The following is a 14,552-nucleotide window of genomic DNA, read 5'->3' as shown; positions in this document are numbered from 1 at the left end:
GGGGGCCGGGCCGCCCCCCCCCCCCCCCCCCCCCGCCCAGCAAGGTGTTGTTGCTATTCGGGTACTGCCACGATTACCTGAGCGGCGCGCAGGATGCGCTCACCGGACTTGTAGCCGTTGCGCAGCACCTGGCTGACGGTATCAATTTCGACGTCGGCCGAAGGCTGCTGGATGAGCGCCTCGTGCACGGTCGGGTCGAAGGGAACGCCTATGGCGTCGATCCGCTCCAGGCCGTACGTTCCGAGCGTTGTCTCCAGCTTTCCGGCGATCGCTGCAAACGGGCCGTCGGCAATGTCGCCGTGGGCACGCCCTGCGTCGATGTCGTCGAGCACGGGAAGCAGCGAGTTGAGGACTCCGATGACAGCCATCTGTCCGGCAACTGCACGGTCGCGCTCTACGCGCTTGCGGTAGTTGACGTACTCAGCCTGCAGTCGGAGCAAATCATTCTTCAGCTCTGCTGCTTCGTCACCGGCACCCTGGGCGACTGACTCCTCGGCGGGCACCTCAACACCGTTGAGGATGTCCTCCGCCTGGGACAGCGCGTCTCCCTGGGTCTCGACAGACTCAGCCACCGGGTTCTCAGCGCTCTCGTCAGGCTCGGGAACCGGCTCCACGGGCTCGTTTCCTTCGGGATTCACAGACTCAGACATGGTTACTTCTTCTCGTCTGCGTCTTCGTCGATGATCTCCGCGTCAACGATGTCCTCTTCAGGCGCACCTTCGGGTGCGGCACCTTCGGCAGATTCGCCAGCGCCGGCTGCGGCACCCTCAGCCTGGGCTGCGGCGTAGATGGACTCGCCCAGCTTGGACTGTGAAGCCTGCAGCTTCTCGAACGCGGCCTTTACGGCTTCGTCGTCGTCGCCGGCCAGAGCAGTCTTGAGCGCGGTGACGTCTTCCTTCACCGGGTTCTTGACGTCCTCGGGCAGCTTGTCGTCGTTGTCGGCCAGGACCTTGTCGACGGAGTAGTGCAGCTGTTCTGCGGAGTTGCGCAGATCTGCTGCCTCGCGGCGGGTCTTGTCTTCGGCGGCGTGCTCTTCAGCTTCACGAACCATGCGCTCAATGTCATCCTTGGACAGCGAGGAGCCGCCCGTGATGGTCATTGACTGCTCCTGGCCGGTGCCCTTGTCCTTGGCGGACACGTGCACAATGCCGTTGGCATCGATGTCGAACGTGACTTCAACCTGCGGGACGCCGCGAGGAGCCGGGGCAATGCCCGTCAGCTCGAACGTGCCCAGCGGCTTGTTGTCGCGGGTGAACTGACGCTCGCCCTGGAAGACCTGGATGGCCACTGACGGCTGGTTGTCATCTGCCGTGGTGAAGGTCTCCGAACGCTTGGTCGGGATGGCCGTGTTGCGCTCGATCAGGTTGGTCATGACACCGCCCTTGGTTTCGATGCCCAAGGACAGCGGCGTGACGTCGATCAGGAGCACGTCCTTGCGCTCACCCTTCAAGACACCGGCCTGCAGTGCGGCACCAACGGCCACAACCTCATCCGGGTTGACGCCCTTGTTGGGCTCCTTGCCGCCAGCCAATTCCTTGACCAGTTCGACGACGGCGGGCATGCGCGTGGAGCCGCCGACGAGCACGATGTGGTCAATGTCGGAAACCTTGATGTTGGCTTCCTTGATGACGTCGTTGAACGGCTTCTTGGTGCGCTCGAGCAGGTCCTTGGTCAGGTCCTGGAGCTTGGCGCGGGTCAGCTGTTCGTCCAAGTGCACCGGACCGTCGGGGGTGACGGAGAGGTACTGCAGGGAAACGCTGGTGCTGGAGGAGGAGGAGAGTTCCTTCTTGGCCTGCTCAGCTGCTTCCTTTAGACGCTGCAGGGCGATCTTGTCCTTGGACAGGTCGATGCCCTTGACCTTGAGCTGGTTCAACAGGTACTCAACGATGCGCTGGTCCCAGTCGTCGCCGCCGAGGCGGTTGTCACCGTACGTGGCACGAACCTGGATGGTGGAGAAGTCATCCTCGTCCTTGCCAACTTCCAGCAGGGAAACGTCGAACGTTCCGCCACCGAGGTCGAATACGAGGATGAGTTCGTCTTCCTTGCCCTTGTCCAGGCCGTAGGCGAGGGCGGCAGCTGTGGGCTCGTTGACAATGCGCAGCACGTTCAGGCCGGCAATTTCGCCGGCTTCCTTCGTGGCCTGGCGCTCGGCGTCGTTGAAGTACGCGGGGACGGTGACCACTGCGTCAGTGACCTTTTCACCCAGGTAAGCTTCGGCGTCGTTCTTGAGCTTCATCAGGATACGGGCGGAAATTTCCTGCGCCGTGTATTTCTTGTCATCGATCCCGATGCTCCAGTCGGTGCCCATGTGGCGCTTGACGGAGGCGATGGTGCGGTCGATGTTGTTGACGGCCTGGCGCTTGGCGATCTCGCCAACCAGGACTTCCCCGCTCTTGGAGAAGGCAACCACAGAAGGAGTGGTGCGCCCGCCCTCGGCGTTGGCGATGACGGTGGGCTCGCCGCCTTCCAGGACGGAGACGACTGAGTTGGTGGTTCCGAGGTCAATACCTACGGCACGTGACATAAGAGTGATTCCTTTCATGAGACGCTGAGTGAACTGGTCCGCCACGTTGGCGGCGGGTCGCTCAACCAGCGGTATTGAGCGTTCTGGACTCAACTTTACTCAGCCTCGCCTCCATGTCAAATAAAGTTGAGCGTAGTTGACTCAACTTTCACTTTGGGCGAACAAGAACGACGTCGGAGCGCCGGTTTTCCTGGCACAGCTCACCTTGGTACTTCCGTACGGGAGGCTCTGGCCCGCTGACCGCTTCAGGGGTACGCTCCGTTTTATGAGCGGAAATAGCGCAGGCGGGGCAACCGGATCGGGCCACGATGATGTCTACACCCACGGACACCGTGAAAGCGTACTCCGGTCGCACGCTGCTCGGACGGCGGCAAATTCCGCAGCCTACTTGATTCCACACCTGCACCACGGGCTCCGTGTTCTGGACGTGGGTTCCGGACCGGGCACCATCACTGCTGATTTTGCCTGCCTGGTGGCTCCCGGTGAGGTGTTGGGCCTTGATCGGTCACCGGAAGTCGTTGCGGTCGCCACGGCATTGGCCAGGGAACGTCACCTCAACAACCTCAGTTTTGACAGCGGTGACATCTACAGCCTGGACTTCCCCGACAACAGCTGTGACGTGGTCCACGCCCATCAGGTCCTGCAGCACCTGAGCAATCCCGTCGCAGCCCTGAAGGAGATGCACCGTGTGGCGAAACCGGGTGGCGTCGTAGCTTTGCGGGAGGCTGATTTCCATGGGATGTCCTGGTACCCCGAGCAGCCTGAACTGGATGAGTGGATGGACTTGTACCAGCTGGTGGCCAGACACAACCAGGGCGAGCCGGATGCCGGACGGCGCCTGCTGCACTGGGCGCAGGCAGCCGGACTCACCGATGTCACGCCGTCGAGCAGCAACTGGCTGTATGCAACAGCCGAAGGGTGCCGCTGGCTTTCCGAAGATTGGGCCGACCGGGCGGAAAAGTCGGCGCTTGCCGAACAGGCTGTGGCCTACGGATTGGCGGATACGGCGGGGCTGGCACGCATCGCCGCGGGGTGGCGGGCTTGGGGCGCCGCCGAGGACGGCTGGTTCGTCATGCCGAACGCCGAGATCATCGCCCGGGCATAGCCGGAAGAGCCAGACAAACAAAAAGGGTCCACGATGGACAAGAACCGGCTGGAGGCGCTCAGTGACGGTGTGCTGGCGATCGGCATCATTATCAAGGTGCTCGAGTTCGAACACCGCAGACAGCCAATTGGGCGCGGCTGGCCAGTATCTACCCGTCGCTCTGGAGCTATTTGCTGAGCGTCATCTACGTGGCCAGCTGTGCACTGACTTTTGTATCACCGGCATTCGGGCTTGTCGCCTACGCCATGGTGGCTGGTCCCTGGCTGGTCCCTGACCGTGGCTTGGATTGGGCCCTTCGCAACGGCAGGTCGGAGGCATCAGTCCGCACAACAAAGTGGCGCTAGGCCCCCGGAGCCAGCAGTTCGGCGATCAATACTTGGATCCGAGCCTTGATGTCGTCACGAATGGGCCGGACGGCGTCCACGCCTTGGCCCGCAGGATCCGCCAGCTCCCAATCTTCGTATCGTTTGCCGGGAAAGATGGGGCAACTGTCGCCGCAGCCCATGGTGATGACGACGTCGGACTCCTCTACGGCCTGCACCGACAGGATTTTCGGGGTTTCCGCGGACATATCGATGCCGTCCTCGGCCATGGCCTCCACCGCCGCCGGGTTCACCGACGCTGCCGGGGCTGAGCCGGCAGAACGAACTTCGATGGCCCCGCCCGCTAACTCGCGCAGATACGCGGCCGCCATTTGAGAGCGTCCGGCGTTGTGCACACAGACGAAGAGTACGGAAGGCTTCCGTTCGGTCAAGACGATTCCTCCAACGTGAACTAGTGTTTGCGCGCTCATAATGCAGCATAAACCAAGGGGATAATGGGAGCATGGACATTTCGCCGTCGTGTGAACCAAGGATCCGGAACGCACTGAGCGCGGCGGACGCCCAAGCAAAGGCCAGCTTACTCAAGGCCCTGGCAGACCCCAACCGGTTGCGCCTGCTCTCGATCGTCAAGTCCAGTCCCGTCAATTCCAGTAGCCGTGCCGAGGCGTGCGTCTGCGAACTCACCGGTCCGCTGGGGCTGGGCCAGCCGACCGTTTCCCACCATCTGAAAATCCTTGTGGACGCCGGCCTGCTGCACCGCGAAAAGCGCGGCACTTGGGCGTATTACTCGTTGGTGCCCGGCGCCTTGGAGTCTGCCGCGGAGAGCATTCTCGCGCTGTAGGCTTGGCGGGTGCAATTCTCACTTTGGCTGGCCCTTGCCGGCGCTGGCGCCATGATCAGCCTGACTCCCGGTGCAGGCGCCATCAACACCATGTCCAACGCGCTGGTTTCAGGTTTCCGCCGCTCCTTCTGGGGCATTCTGGGCCAGCAGCTGGCCCTTGTCATCCACGTCGTCATTGTGGCTGCCGGCGTGGGCATTCTCGTCTCCAGCTCTCCATTCCTGTTCGCCATGATCCGCTACGTGGGCGCCGCCTACCTTGTCTATCTGGGCGTCATGAAACTGCTGGCCAAGGCGGAGAAGGACGACGGCGGCAACACGCCTTCCGTTGCCGAGTCCGGCCCCTCGATGTTCCGCCGCGGGCTCTGGGTCAACTTACTCAACCCCAAGGCGATCGTCTTCTTCCTGGCCTTCATGCCCCAGTTCATCCGTCCGCACGATCCCCTACTGCCCCAGTACGTCATCCTGACAGCAACCGTGGTGGTCATCGACATCATCGTGATGTGGTTCGTTTTTGCCGCCGGCGCCAAACAGCTTAAGCACCTGACCACCAGCGAACGCGGGCAACTGCTGCTGAACAGAATATTTGGCATCCTGTTCATTGGCGTTGGCATCTTGCTCGCATTGGTATAAGTTCACCGAACGCTCTTCGCCCCGGCGCTGCGGTGCGCGCCGATAGACTGTTTCAATGACCACCCCCTTCCGGATCATTACCGTGTGCACCGGCAATATCTGCCGCTCCCCCATGGCCGAGTTCATGCTGGCGGATGCCGCCGAAAAAGCCGGACTGGACTTGGTTGTCGACTCCGCAGGGACGTCGGCGTGGGAAATTGGCAACCCAATTGACGCACGCGCCAAAGCAATCCTGGCTCGCCACGGTATCGTTACCCCAGCTCACACCGCACGTAAGTTCAAACCGTCCTGGTTTGCCGAACGGGATCTGATCCTGGCGCTTGACACCGACCACTACGAGGACCTGCGAGCGCTGGCCCCGAACAAGGAAGCAGCAGGCAAGGTTCGCATGCTGCGCTCCTTCGACCCCGACGTGGCACACTCCGAACCCGCACAGCAGGGCATTTACGACCCCTGGTTCGGGAACGCGAAGGACTTTGAAGTCAGCTGGGACCTGATCTCCGCAGCGATTCCCGGCATCCTGGCGCATGCACGTGGTTAGTCCCTCCCAGCCCGCACAGCGCCCGGTGATCATTGCCGTCGACGGTCGTTCAGGCGCCGGAAAAACCACCCTTGCCGTGGAATTGGCTGCCTTGCTCCGCCGCCACCGCACCGTCTCACTGTTCCATCTTGAGGACATCTACCCCGGTTGGGACGGGCTCGCCGGCGGAGTGGAACGCTATATCACTTCCGTACTGGAACCCCTGCACCATGGCTTGCCTGCCACGTGGACAGCGTGGGATTGGGAAGCCAGGAATGACGGCGCCTCCCGCACCACCGCCGCTGCCCCGGTGGTGCTTGTGGAAGGGGTGGGGTCTTCGCACGGCCGTGCAGCAGATTTCCTTGATGCCGTGATTTGGGTCGATGCCCCGCAACAGGTTCGCAAACAACGTGCCCTTGAGCGCGACGGCGACACCTATGCACCATTTTGGGATGTTTGGGCAGAGCAGGAAGAGCATCTCCTCACCCCAACCGGGGACGGCAGCACGGAGCACCTTGGGTGGGGGGCAGGGGTTGCCTTGGCCGACGTTGTTGTGGACGGCACCCACGGCGTAGCCCAGGCCCCGGAGTTTGTTCTCGAGGCACTGACCCAGCTTCCTGCACTGGAACACCTGCTGGGCCCGGAACTGGCGCGGCGCCGCGGCCTGGATATTTCCGCTGTCCGCATTGACGGGCTGCCTGCCCCTGCACTGCTCTTCCAAGCCCTGTACGGCGGTGCGCACAACGCGGTCTGGCTGGACAGTTCCATCGCGGAAAGTTCCCCACCAACCGCATCTGGCACGGCCTCCGCTGGCGCTGACCGGGCACGATTTTCCATCATGGCCGATAACTCGGGCTGTTTTGGCCAGCTTGCCCGGCATGAATCGGCTGTGACAATTGTGTCCGCAGGACAGGTGACCGCTCGCATAAAAGGGTCGTTTTTCAACTGGTTGGATTCGGTATGGGGACGCAAAGCCGTGCGGGCTCCAGATCACTATCCCGGCGATTTCACGCTTGGCTGGCTGGGCTATTTGGGGTATGAGCTCAAAGCCGAAACAGGTGGTGCGGCAACTGCCCGGGCAAGTTCTCCAAGCTCCACAAGTCCTGTGCCGCTGCCCGCTGCGGCCTTACTCTTCGCCGGCCTGGCAGTGGTGCTGGACCATCACGATGACTGCCTCTACGTCCTATCACTGACCAGCGTCCAGCACCCGGTGTCCACCGCTGAGGCCAAGGAATTCATGGCCAGGGTCCGCTCCGCCATGCACACCGCAGAAAACGGCACCACCACAGGCAGTGAACCCTACGCCTTTGCCCCGGCTCGCACACCGATCCCCCAATTCACTGCCCGTGACGGGGAGCTGCGCTACAAGGAAATGATCGCCGCAGCACAGGCAGAGATTTATAACGGCAACTCCTACGAGATCTGCCTAACCACCCAATTGGAAGCCTGCACTCCCCACAAGGTGGACGCGTGGGAAGCCTATGCGGCGCTACGGAAACGCAGCCCTGCGCCGTTTGCAGCGTTCATGCGGCTGAATTCACTGAGTATTTGCAGTACCTCCCCTGAACGGTTTCTGCGTATCAGCCCGGAGGGGCTCATGCGAGCCGAACCCATCAAGGGGACCCGCCGCCGCGATGCCAACCCGGACATTGACGCCGCGCTCAAACAGGATCTGGACACATCCTTGAAGGATCGCGCCGAGAATGTCATGATCGTGGACCTCCTACGCAACGACCTCTCCCATTTCGCCCTACCTGAATCATTGACGGTCCCCCGGCTGTGCGCCATCGAAAGTTACGCCACCGTGCACCAGATGGTCAGCACCATCGAAGCGCAATTGGCCCCGGGTAGCTCGCGTGCACAGGCGCTCGCCGCAGCGTTCCCGGCAGGGTCCATGACTGGTGCGCCAAAAATCAGCACCATGGCCATCCTCGACTCCCTTGAGGCCGGGCCCCGCGGCATCTATTCCGGCGCCATCGGCTATTTTTCGCTCAATGCCGCCCTGGATTTGTCAGTGGTGATCCGCACTCTGGTCCTCCAGGACACGCACGACGGCGGCACGCACCTCTCGCTGGGCATCGGCGGTGCCATCACGGCAGACTCCCAAGACGAGGCGGAATGGCAGGAGATCCAGGCCAAGGCATACGGCGTTTTATCCACCCTCGGCGCCGATTTCCCGAAATGAGGTTTACTTTATACGTACCTTTCCACATATACATACGTTGTCCGCTTAAACGGCGCAACCATTCCCCGCATGTGCGGGAAGGTGCGTATTTGCGTCAGCAACTTATTGCAGGGTGGCCGTCAAGCGGGCCACGTTGTCCACATAGCGGGCCAGGATGGGCCGCTTGACCCATTCTTCTAAGTGCAGCTCACGTGAAATTGAACGGTAATGGTCCTCCACGGCATGCATCTGCCGCACCACGTCGCTGTCAATCATCATAACCGTCACCTCAAGGTTAAGGGAGAAGCTGCGCATATCCATGTTCGAGGAGCCAATCACGGCCACGTCGTAGTCCACCGTAAAGTGCTTGGCATGCAGCACCAGCGGCTTGGGATACAGGAAGATGCGGACACCAGCCCTGAGCAGAGCCTCATAATACGAACGCTGGGCATGATGAACAAGGAATTGGTCGCCCACCTCTGAAACGAAGAGTTCCACCACAACTCCACGCTGGGCGGCAGTGGTAATTGCATACAGCAGCGAGTCGTCTGGAACAAAGTATGGACTGGAGATGGTGATGCACTCTTCAGCCGAGTACAACAGGGTGTTGAACAAGCGCAGGTTGTTTTCGGTGATGAACCCGGGCCCGCTGGGCACCACCTGACACAGCGGTCCGCTGGCGAAGGAGTCCCAGTGGTAGGTTGCCAGCTGAGACTCAAGCGACTCTTCCGTCTCTGCAGACCAATCAGTGGCAAACATGACGTTCAAAGTACCCACGATGGGTCCTTCCAAGCGCGTCATCAGTTCAACCCATTTGCGTCCCACTGTGTGGTTTCGCTTCTTGCGATAGGAAGGTTCGATGATGTTTTGGGACCCGGTGAACCCAACGCGTCCATCGATGACAAGAATCTTGCGGTGATTGCGTAGGTCAGGTCTTCGCCACTGGCCCTTGACCGGCAGCAGAGGCAGCATGCGCCGCCACTGAATCTGGCTTGCCTTGAGCCGTCGGATCATTCCCCGGTACCCAGGGACTCGAAGCGAACCAATGTGGTCAAAGAGCACCCGGACCCGCACACCCCGCTCGGCGGCCGCTTCCAATTCTGTGAACAGCCGTTCGGTGCAGGCGTCGGAACTCATAATGTAAAACTCTGCATTGACGTAGTTGGTGGCTTTACTGACTTCATCAGCCATGGCGTCCAGGGAATCCTGGTAGCCCTCAATCAGCTGAACCTTGTTGCCGCCCAGTGCCGGAAAATAGCCCAAATTCTGGTTCAATTCCATGGCTGATTTCACCCACGCAGGTCCATGATATTCAGGAACCAGCGCCGCAATGTTCTTGGTCCCCTCCAAGATGCGGAGGTTGACGGCGTCCTGCGCCTCCCGCCGTCGCCGGGAAAGCCGAAAGTTGCCAAACATGAGAAACAAAATCAGGCCAATATAGGGAAGGAAGAAGATGCACAAAAGCCACGCCATGGCCGTGGTGGGGCGGCGATTGCCTGGGATGACACCAAGAACCACAAGTCGGATGGCCAAATCCACCAGCAATACGAGCGCTGAAAGCCAGGTGCTGGCAATCGGTAGGTTGAACACCGTCCAAACCACGCAGCTCCCCCTCAAAAAGTCCCAATTTGCAGGCTTTTCACCTTTGCAGATGACACCAGCCTAATCGTAATCACGGCCGCTGTGGCGCCGCCGTTGAAGCTTGTGGCGCACAGTTCAGGATGAGCCTCATCAGCTGTTGATTTCCATAGAAAGCAGATTCATTATGAGCAGCTCCGGAAACCCACAAGTAACCTTCGATATTTTTTCGTTGGACCCGCAAAAGCTTGCCGACAAGGCCATCAGGGGATTGCGCGCAGCCTTTGTCATCAGTGGTGCTGCAGCATTGATTCTCGGTATTGTCCTCTTGCTGTGGCCCAGCAAAACCCTCGCTGTGGTGGCGGTGTTCCTAGGAATCAACTTCCTCATCACGGGAGCAGTGAAAGTGGCGTTGGGTATCTTCAGTCACAGCCTTTCCGCCGGCCTGCGCATCCTGGACGTTCTCCTTGGCCTGTTGATTCTGGTGGCAGGTGTCATCACGTTGCGCAACGCCGCCGCCACCGGCGAAGCACTGTTGATCTTCACCGTCATCTTCATTGGCATTGGCTGGATCATCGAAGGGATCATTGCCATTGCCGAGGCAGGAAAGGGCTCCACCCGGCTCTGGGCCATTGTGTTTGGTGCGCTCAGTGTGCTCGCAGGGATCGTGGTTCTAGTGGTCCCCGTATGGACGGCACAGTGGCTGCTACTCGTGACCGCCATCATGCTCATCATCTTGGGCGTTGTCGGCTTGGTGCGGGCATTTACGTTTGGCAAGCCGCTTACTCAAGGCAGCTAAGCTCTAGAGCATGACAGTTTTGGTGTTTTTGGATCCCGCCCACCCCGCTGGTCGCTTGGCCGACGCCGCGTCCCCGACCATTTTGGCCACGGACCAAGGCGTCACGCGGGGGGACGGGGTCTTTGAGTCCATGCTCGCCGTCAACGGAGCGCCTCGCAAAGAGCAGGCACACCTTGGCCGTTTGGCCGCGTCCGCGCACATCATGGATTTACAGATTCCTACCGAAGGTGTGTGGCGGGCGGCCATCACCACCGCCCTCGCAGCCTACGTGAAAGATGCTGGCGATGAGGGCCAGGCTGTTGTGAAGCTCGTCGCCACCCGTGGTCCGGAAGGCGCCAATGTACCAACTGCCTGGGTGCAGGTTGCAGCCATCTCACCAGCGTTGGCACAACAACGGGCCCAGGGGATCGAGGTAATTTTACTCGATCGAGGCTACGACAGTGATGTGGCAGCCCGCGCTCCCTGGTTGTTGCTGGGTGCAAAAACCCTCTCCTATGCTGTGAACATGGCAGCCCTGCGCCACGCTCACAACCTTGGCGCAGACGACGTGATTTTCACCAGTGGCGACGCACTCGTGTTGGAGGGTGCGACGTCGTCCGTCCTGTTGGCACACGTCTCCGACGACTCGGGCGTCCCCGTCAAGCGGCTCATCACCCCGAATCTGGACACCGGCATCCTGCCCGGCACCACACAGGGAGCACTGTTTGCCGCTGCCAAAGAGGCTGGATGGGAGTTGGGCTACGGGCCCGTCACTCCGGCGGACCTGCTCGATGCGGACGCAGTCTGGCTGATCTCCAGCTTGCGGCTTCTGGCCCCCGTCAACACGATCGACGGGCAGGGTATTGGTGTCCCCGAAGTCCGGACACAGCTCACCGAAGAACTCAGCATGCTGCTCGCACAGACCTTGTAGGTGCCAGGGCCTCGTTTAGCCGGGCGACTCCGGCACTGATTCCCGGGCCGTCATTTGACGCAGGAACCCTGCGCTTTGGCGGGCGGAGAGGCCGGGCAGGTATGCCTCCGTGTTGGCCAGGCCAATGGCCGGCAGCGCCAGTGGATCGTGGTAAAACATGTAAAGCATCCGGTGCTCCGGCTGGAAACGCGATTTGAAAGCAGCCAGGGACCTGAACCCGTACATGGGTTCCAAGGCGTTGCCCAGCATGCCCAAAACCCTCTCAACCACCGACTGCTCAGAGATCAAGGGCATTGATCCATTTCCTGCGCTTTACGGGATTTCAGAACGTGCTGAGTTCTGCGTTCAGTGTCCCGCGGGTACAGACCGTGGAGGAACCAGCGGGCGCGGCTTGTTGCCCAACACCATGATCACCACACTCATGAGGATGAAGCCCCCCGCAATGACAAGGTAGGTCACAAGGACGGCACCGTAACCGCCAATGGCGGGGTTCAGAAACGGATACGCATACCAGTTGATGACCGCCCCGCGATTGAGCGAATATGCCAGATACTCCAGTGGAAAGATCACGGCAATCCCCAGGCTTTTCAGCGGGATCGGGTTGCGCGGCGACTGAATGAGCCAGTCGGCAACCACAACTACAGGCATGGCATGATGCAGCCATGTGTTGATCCACGGCAGCAGCGAGCCCAGATCAACATCACGCAACAAGGCGCTGAACACCAACCCAACCAGCGCCATGCACACGACCGAAACGCAACGCATCAAGTCCCAGAGCGGGTCTGCGGCCTTCCCCCGCCACGTCAGCACTGCTTCAACCACAAGCACGACGGCGGCGAAAATGTCTTGGCTACATCGTGACATCGACACTCGCTGAATTGATCAACCGCGTGCCGCCGTCAACACCGTCGTCATCGCGAGGTAGTTACGCAGTTTGCGAAACCTCGTCATGTTACGCCACATGGCCGTCCGAAACTACCGCTCCCCACGGGGTCCCGTGTTACTTTCAAAGGGAGTAATGAGTGCCAGCGCCAAGCCCTGACTTGTTGGACGGCAACCCTCTTTCCGGCGGGGTGCCTCAGGTGAATACTCGGCAAACCCAGTTATCAACGGCTGAGGATTGCAAGCGTGAACACAACTTATGGCGGGCTTCCACAGCCGACTCTTGGGCACCGCCACCAGCTCCCGCTTGCAACCAACAGCGACTTGCAATGAGGAGAACCCATGTCTGCGGACGAATCCCCCTTGGCCTACCGGCTCATTACCGGCCCTGACGACAGAACTTTTTGTGAGCGCATTTCCACCGCTCTCACCGATGGGTATGTGCTCCATGGAGGACCCGCCGTGACCTTCAACGGCACAGACGTCATTTGTGCCCAGGCCGTCATCCTCCCGCAGGCAGTTGCCACCAGTGATGCAGCCGTGGCCACGGCCGTTGACGCACTGGACGCCGAGCTCGAGTTCGACGGCGAGGGCATCGCATGAGCTACGCAGGAGACCTGGCGCCAGCGGCAGCATGGGACCACCTTGTTGCAGGGGCCGTTCTAGTGGACGTGCGCACTGAGGGCGAGTGGGCCCACATTGGCGTCCCGGACACCTCAACTCTCGATGGCGAACCCGTCTTCATTCAATGGAACCTGGGCAGCGGTACCAACAACCCACAATTCCTTTCCGACTTGCAGGCCGCAGTGCCCACCGACAAACCCCTTGTGATTCTGTGCCGCTCCGGTGCCCGCTCCATCGCAGCTGCCGAAGTAGCCACAGCCGCCGGCTACACGGCCTACAACGTATTGGAAGGCTTCGAGGGAGTACCCGACCGCTATGGTGACAGGGTTGTCAATGGCTGGAAGAACAGTGACTTGCCGTGGCGTTAGCAACACACCCACACCACACAAGCCACCCCAGCAAACGCCAAGGATAAGCAATTGAGCAAATTTAATGAGCACGCGCCCACATGGGCCGAGGACACACAGGCCGTACGCGGCGGGCTTGACCGTAGTAATTTCGGGGAAACCTCCGAAGCCATCTTCTTGAACTCCGGGTTTGTCTATGAGTCGGCTGAAGCAGCCGAGCAGGCCTTCACCGGTGAAGTTGAGAGGTTTGTCTACTCCCGCTACGGAAACCCGTCGGTGGCCACGTTCCAGGAGCGCCTGCGCTTGCTCGAAGGAAAAGAAGCCTGCTTTGCCACCGCATCCGGCATGTCGGCCGTGTTCACGGCCCTCGGTGCTCTTTTGGGCGCTGGTGACAGAGTTGTCGCATCACGTTCCTTGTTTGGGTCGTGCTTTGTGATCCTGAACGAACTTCTGCCGCGATGGGGTGTGGAGACCGTTTTTGTGGACGGCCCGGACTTGGCACAATGGCGTGCAGCGTTGTCAGTTCCCACCACGGCAGTCTTCTTTGAATCCCCTTCCAATCCCATGCAGGAAATCATTGATGTGCAGGCCGTGTGCGATCTCGCCCACGAAGCTGGTGCGCAGGTGGTGGCTGACAACGTCTTCGCCACCCCGTTGCTGCAGCGCTGCGGCGACTTTGGTGCGGATGTCATTGTGTACTCCGGCACCAAACACATCGATGGGCAGGGCCGTGTGCTTGGTGGCGCCATCTTGGGTACCAAGGAATTCATTGACGGCCCCGTCAAGAACCTGATGCGCCACACCGGGCCGGCACTTTCAGCCTTCAACGCCTGGGTGCTGGCAAAGGGCTTGGAGACCATGAGCCTGCGCGTGAACCACTCCTGCAACAACGCACTGGCCTTGGGCGAGTTCCTCGAGACGCAGCCTCAGGTCAGCCGTGTGCTGTACCCGCACCTGCCTTCCCACCCGCAGTACGAGCTTGCCATGAAACAGATGAAGGCTGGCGGCACCGTGCTGACGTTTGAATTGACCAAGCCGGCCGACGGCACCACTAAAGATGCTGCCTTCAGACTGCTCAACGCGCTGGAAATCATTGACATCTCCAACAACTTGGGCGACGCAAAGTCCCTCATCACCCACCCGGCCACCACCACGCACCGTGCCATGGGTCCGGACGGCCGTGCAGCAATTGGGCTCAGCGACGGGTTCCTGCGTTTGTCGGTGGGGCTGGAGGACATTGGTGATCTACGCGCGGATTTGGCACACGCTCTAGCCGCCATCTAGTCTCCACTGAGCTGTCAGCCA

Annotated in this window: 15 protein-coding genes, 1 pseudogene and 1 riboswitch; of the genes and pseudogenes, 10 read left to right on the top strand and 6 right to left on the bottom strand. The window is 60.6% G+C overall.

Annotation, left to right across the window (positions count from 1 at the left end):
* Positions 1-53: 53 nt before the first annotated feature.
* Together JMA46_RS08650 and dnaK are read right to left on the bottom strand one after the other, a co-directional pair.
* Positions 54-650 (bottom strand): nucleotide exchange factor GrpE, encoded by a 597-nt coding sequence (locus JMA46_RS08650; protein WP_207344937.1) that lies wholly within the window; start codon positions 648-650, stop codon positions 54-56.
* Positions 651-652: 2 nt separating this feature from the next.
* Positions 653-2,524: a molecular chaperone DnaK gene (gene dnaK, locus JMA46_RS08645; RefSeq protein WP_207344936.1), complete on the bottom strand. Its 1,872-nt coding sequence runs from the start codon at positions 2,522-2,524 to the stop codon at positions 653-655.
* 265 nt (positions 2,525-2,789) lie between these two features.
* Between dnaK and JMA46_RS08640 the strand changes: the two genes are divergently transcribed.
* Positions 2,790-3,629 (top strand): methyltransferase domain-containing protein, encoded by an 840-nt coding sequence (locus tag JMA46_RS08640; protein WP_207344935.1) that lies wholly within the window; start codon positions 2,790-2,792, stop codon positions 3,627-3,629.
* Positions 3,630-3,969: 340 nt separating this feature from the next.
* Here JMA46_RS08640 and JMA46_RS08635 read toward each other — a convergent pair whose 3' ends face one another.
* Positions 3,970-4,422 carry an arsenate reductase ArsC gene (locus JMA46_RS08635; RefSeq protein WP_207344934.1) on the bottom strand — a complete coding sequence of 151 codons (453 nt, stop codon included), beginning with the start codon at positions 4,420-4,422 and terminating at the stop codon, positions 3,970-3,972.
* Between the two features lie 32 nt (positions 4,423-4,454).
* Between JMA46_RS08635 and JMA46_RS08630 the strand changes: the two genes are divergently transcribed.
* Genes JMA46_RS08630 through JMA46_RS08615 form a run of 4 tightly spaced genes read left to right on the top strand, consistent with a single transcriptional unit; the run spans position 4,455 to position 8,128 of the window.
* Complete coding sequence (locus JMA46_RS08630; RefSeq protein WP_207344933.1) at positions 4,455-4,793, top strand: metalloregulator ArsR/SmtB family transcription factor; 339 nt, start codon at positions 4,455-4,457, stop codon at positions 4,791-4,793.
* Positions 4,794-4,802: 9 nt separating this feature from the next.
* Positions 4,803-5,423 (top strand): LysE family transporter, encoded by a 621-nt coding sequence (locus JMA46_RS08625; protein WP_207344932.1) that lies wholly within the window; start codon positions 4,803-4,805, stop codon positions 5,421-5,423.
* Positions 5,424-5,478: 55 nt separating this feature from the next.
* Entirely contained in the window at positions 5,479-5,964 is a 486-nt protein-coding gene (locus tag JMA46_RS08620) for a low molecular weight protein-tyrosine-phosphatase (protein ID WP_207344931.1), read from the top strand.
* On the top strand, positions 5,951-8,128 hold the full coding sequence (locus tag JMA46_RS08615) for a chorismate-binding protein (RefSeq protein WP_207344930.1): 2,178 nt from the start codon (positions 5,951-5,953) through the stop codon (positions 8,126-8,128). Before JMA46_RS08620 ends, JMA46_RS08615 begins: the two co-directional genes overlap by 14 nt.
* Before the next feature lie 102 nt (positions 8,129-8,230).
* Here the strand turns inward: JMA46_RS08615 and cls are convergent, their stop codons facing one another.
* Positions 8,231-9,697 (bottom strand): cardiolipin synthase, encoded by a 1,467-nt coding sequence (gene cls / locus JMA46_RS08610; RefSeq protein ID WP_348770097.1) that lies wholly within the window; start codon positions 9,695-9,697, stop codon positions 8,231-8,233.
* A 175-nt stretch (positions 9,698-9,872) separates the two neighbouring features.
* Here cls and JMA46_RS08605 point away from each other — a divergent pair, with 175 nt between their 5' ends.
* Both JMA46_RS08605 and JMA46_RS08600 read left to right on the top strand, forming a co-directional pair.
* Positions 9,873-10,484 (top strand): DUF308 domain-containing protein, encoded by a 612-nt coding sequence (locus JMA46_RS08605; RefSeq protein WP_207344929.1) that lies wholly within the window; start codon positions 9,873-9,875, stop codon positions 10,482-10,484.
* A 10-nt stretch (positions 10,485-10,494) separates the two neighbouring features.
* The gene (locus tag JMA46_RS08600) at positions 10,495-11,394 is read left to right on the top strand and encodes an aminodeoxychorismate lyase (protein WP_207344928.1); all 900 of its coding nucleotides are present in this window, start codon (positions 10,495-10,497) and stop codon (positions 11,392-11,394) included.
* 15 nt (positions 11,395-11,409) lie between these two features.
* Here the strand turns inward: JMA46_RS08600 and JMA46_RS08595 are convergent.
* Positions 11,410-11,673, bottom strand: a pseudogene (locus tag JMA46_RS08595) (phosphatidylglycerol lysyltransferase domain-containing protein); the annotation flags it as partial.
* Between the two features lie 66 nt (positions 11,674-11,739).
* The gene (locus tag JMA46_RS08590) at positions 11,740-12,258 is read right to left on the bottom strand and encodes a Pr6Pr family membrane protein (protein WP_207344926.1); all 519 of its coding nucleotides are present in this window, start codon (positions 12,256-12,258) and stop codon (positions 11,740-11,742) included.
* Positions 12,259-12,408: 150 nt separating this feature from the next.
* Positions 12,409-12,529, top strand: a riboswitch (SAM riboswitch).
* An 89-nt stretch (positions 12,530-12,618) separates the two neighbouring features.
* On the opposite strand from JMA46_RS08590, the gene JMA46_RS08585 reads away from it, so the two are divergent.
* From JMA46_RS08585 to JMA46_RS08575, 3 genes are read left to right on the top strand one after another with little or no spacing between them, the layout of a single operon-like run.
* On the top strand, positions 12,619-12,879 hold the full coding sequence (locus tag JMA46_RS08585; RefSeq protein ID WP_207344925.1) for a DUF1737 domain-containing protein: 261 nt from the start codon (positions 12,619-12,621) through the stop codon (positions 12,877-12,879).
* Positions 12,876-13,268 carry a rhodanese-like domain-containing protein gene (locus tag JMA46_RS08580; RefSeq protein ID WP_207344924.1) on the top strand — a complete coding sequence of 131 codons (393 nt, stop codon included), beginning with the start codon at positions 12,876-12,878 and terminating at the stop codon, positions 13,266-13,268. The genes JMA46_RS08585 and JMA46_RS08580 overlap by 4 nt, the downstream gene beginning before the upstream one ends.
* A 51-nt stretch (positions 13,269-13,319) precedes the next feature.
* On the top strand, positions 13,320-14,531 hold the full coding sequence (locus JMA46_RS08575) for an O-succinylhomoserine sulfhydrylase (RefSeq protein WP_207344923.1): 1,212 nt from the start codon (positions 13,320-13,322) through the stop codon (positions 14,529-14,531).
* The last annotated feature ends 21 nt before the right edge of the window (positions 14,532-14,552 follow it).

The organism is Arthrobacter sp. E3 (genome assembly GCF_017353415.1).
In the GTDB taxonomy this organism is placed as follows: domain Bacteria; phylum Actinomycetota; class Actinomycetes; order Actinomycetales; family Micrococcaceae; genus Specibacter.
Note: the sequence above shows the minus strand (reverse complement) of the source record. Positions and strands in the feature narration are given on the sequence as shown.

Excerpts from the sequence above, each read along its gene's own strand:
- JMA46_RS08650 (WP_207344937.1), bottom strand. The coding sequence starts at position 650 with ATGTCTGAGTCTGTGAATCCCGAAGGAAACGAGCCCGTGGAGCCGGTT.
- dnaK (WP_207344936.1), bottom strand. The coding sequence starts at position 2,524 with ATGTCACGTGCCGTAGGTATTGACCTCGGAACCACCAACTCAGTCGTC.
- JMA46_RS08640 (WP_207344935.1), top strand. The coding sequence starts at position 2,790 with ATGAGCGGAAATAGCGCAGGCGGGGCAACCGGATCGGGCCACGATGAT.
- JMA46_RS08635 (WP_207344934.1), bottom strand. The coding sequence starts at position 4,422 with ATGAGCGCGCAAACACTAGTTCACGTTGGAGGAATCGTCTTGACCGAA.
- JMA46_RS08630 (WP_207344933.1), top strand. The coding sequence starts at position 4,455 with ATGGACATTTCGCCGTCGTGTGAACCAAGGATCCGGAACGCACTGAGC.
- JMA46_RS08620 (WP_207344931.1), top strand. The coding sequence starts at position 5,479 with ATGACCACCCCCTTCCGGATCATTACCGTGTGCACCGGCAATATCTGC.
- JMA46_RS08615 (WP_207344930.1), top strand. The coding sequence starts at position 5,951 with ATGCACGTGGTTAGTCCCTCCCAGCCCGCACAGCGCCCGGTGATCATT.
- JMA46_RS08605 (WP_207344929.1), top strand. The coding sequence starts at position 9,873 with ATGAGCAGCTCCGGAAACCCACAAGTAACCTTCGATATTTTTTCGTTG.
- JMA46_RS08600 (WP_207344928.1), top strand. The coding sequence starts at position 10,495 with ATGACAGTTTTGGTGTTTTTGGATCCCGCCCACCCCGCTGGTCGCTTG.
- JMA46_RS08590 (WP_207344926.1), bottom strand. The coding sequence starts at position 12,258 with ATGTCACGATGTAGCCAAGACATTTTCGCCGCCGTCGTGCTTGTGGTT.
- JMA46_RS08585 (WP_207344925.1), top strand. The coding sequence starts at position 12,619 with ATGTCTGCGGACGAATCCCCCTTGGCCTACCGGCTCATTACCGGCCCT.
- JMA46_RS08580 (WP_207344924.1), top strand. The coding sequence starts at position 12,876 with ATGAGCTACGCAGGAGACCTGGCGCCAGCGGCAGCATGGGACCACCTT.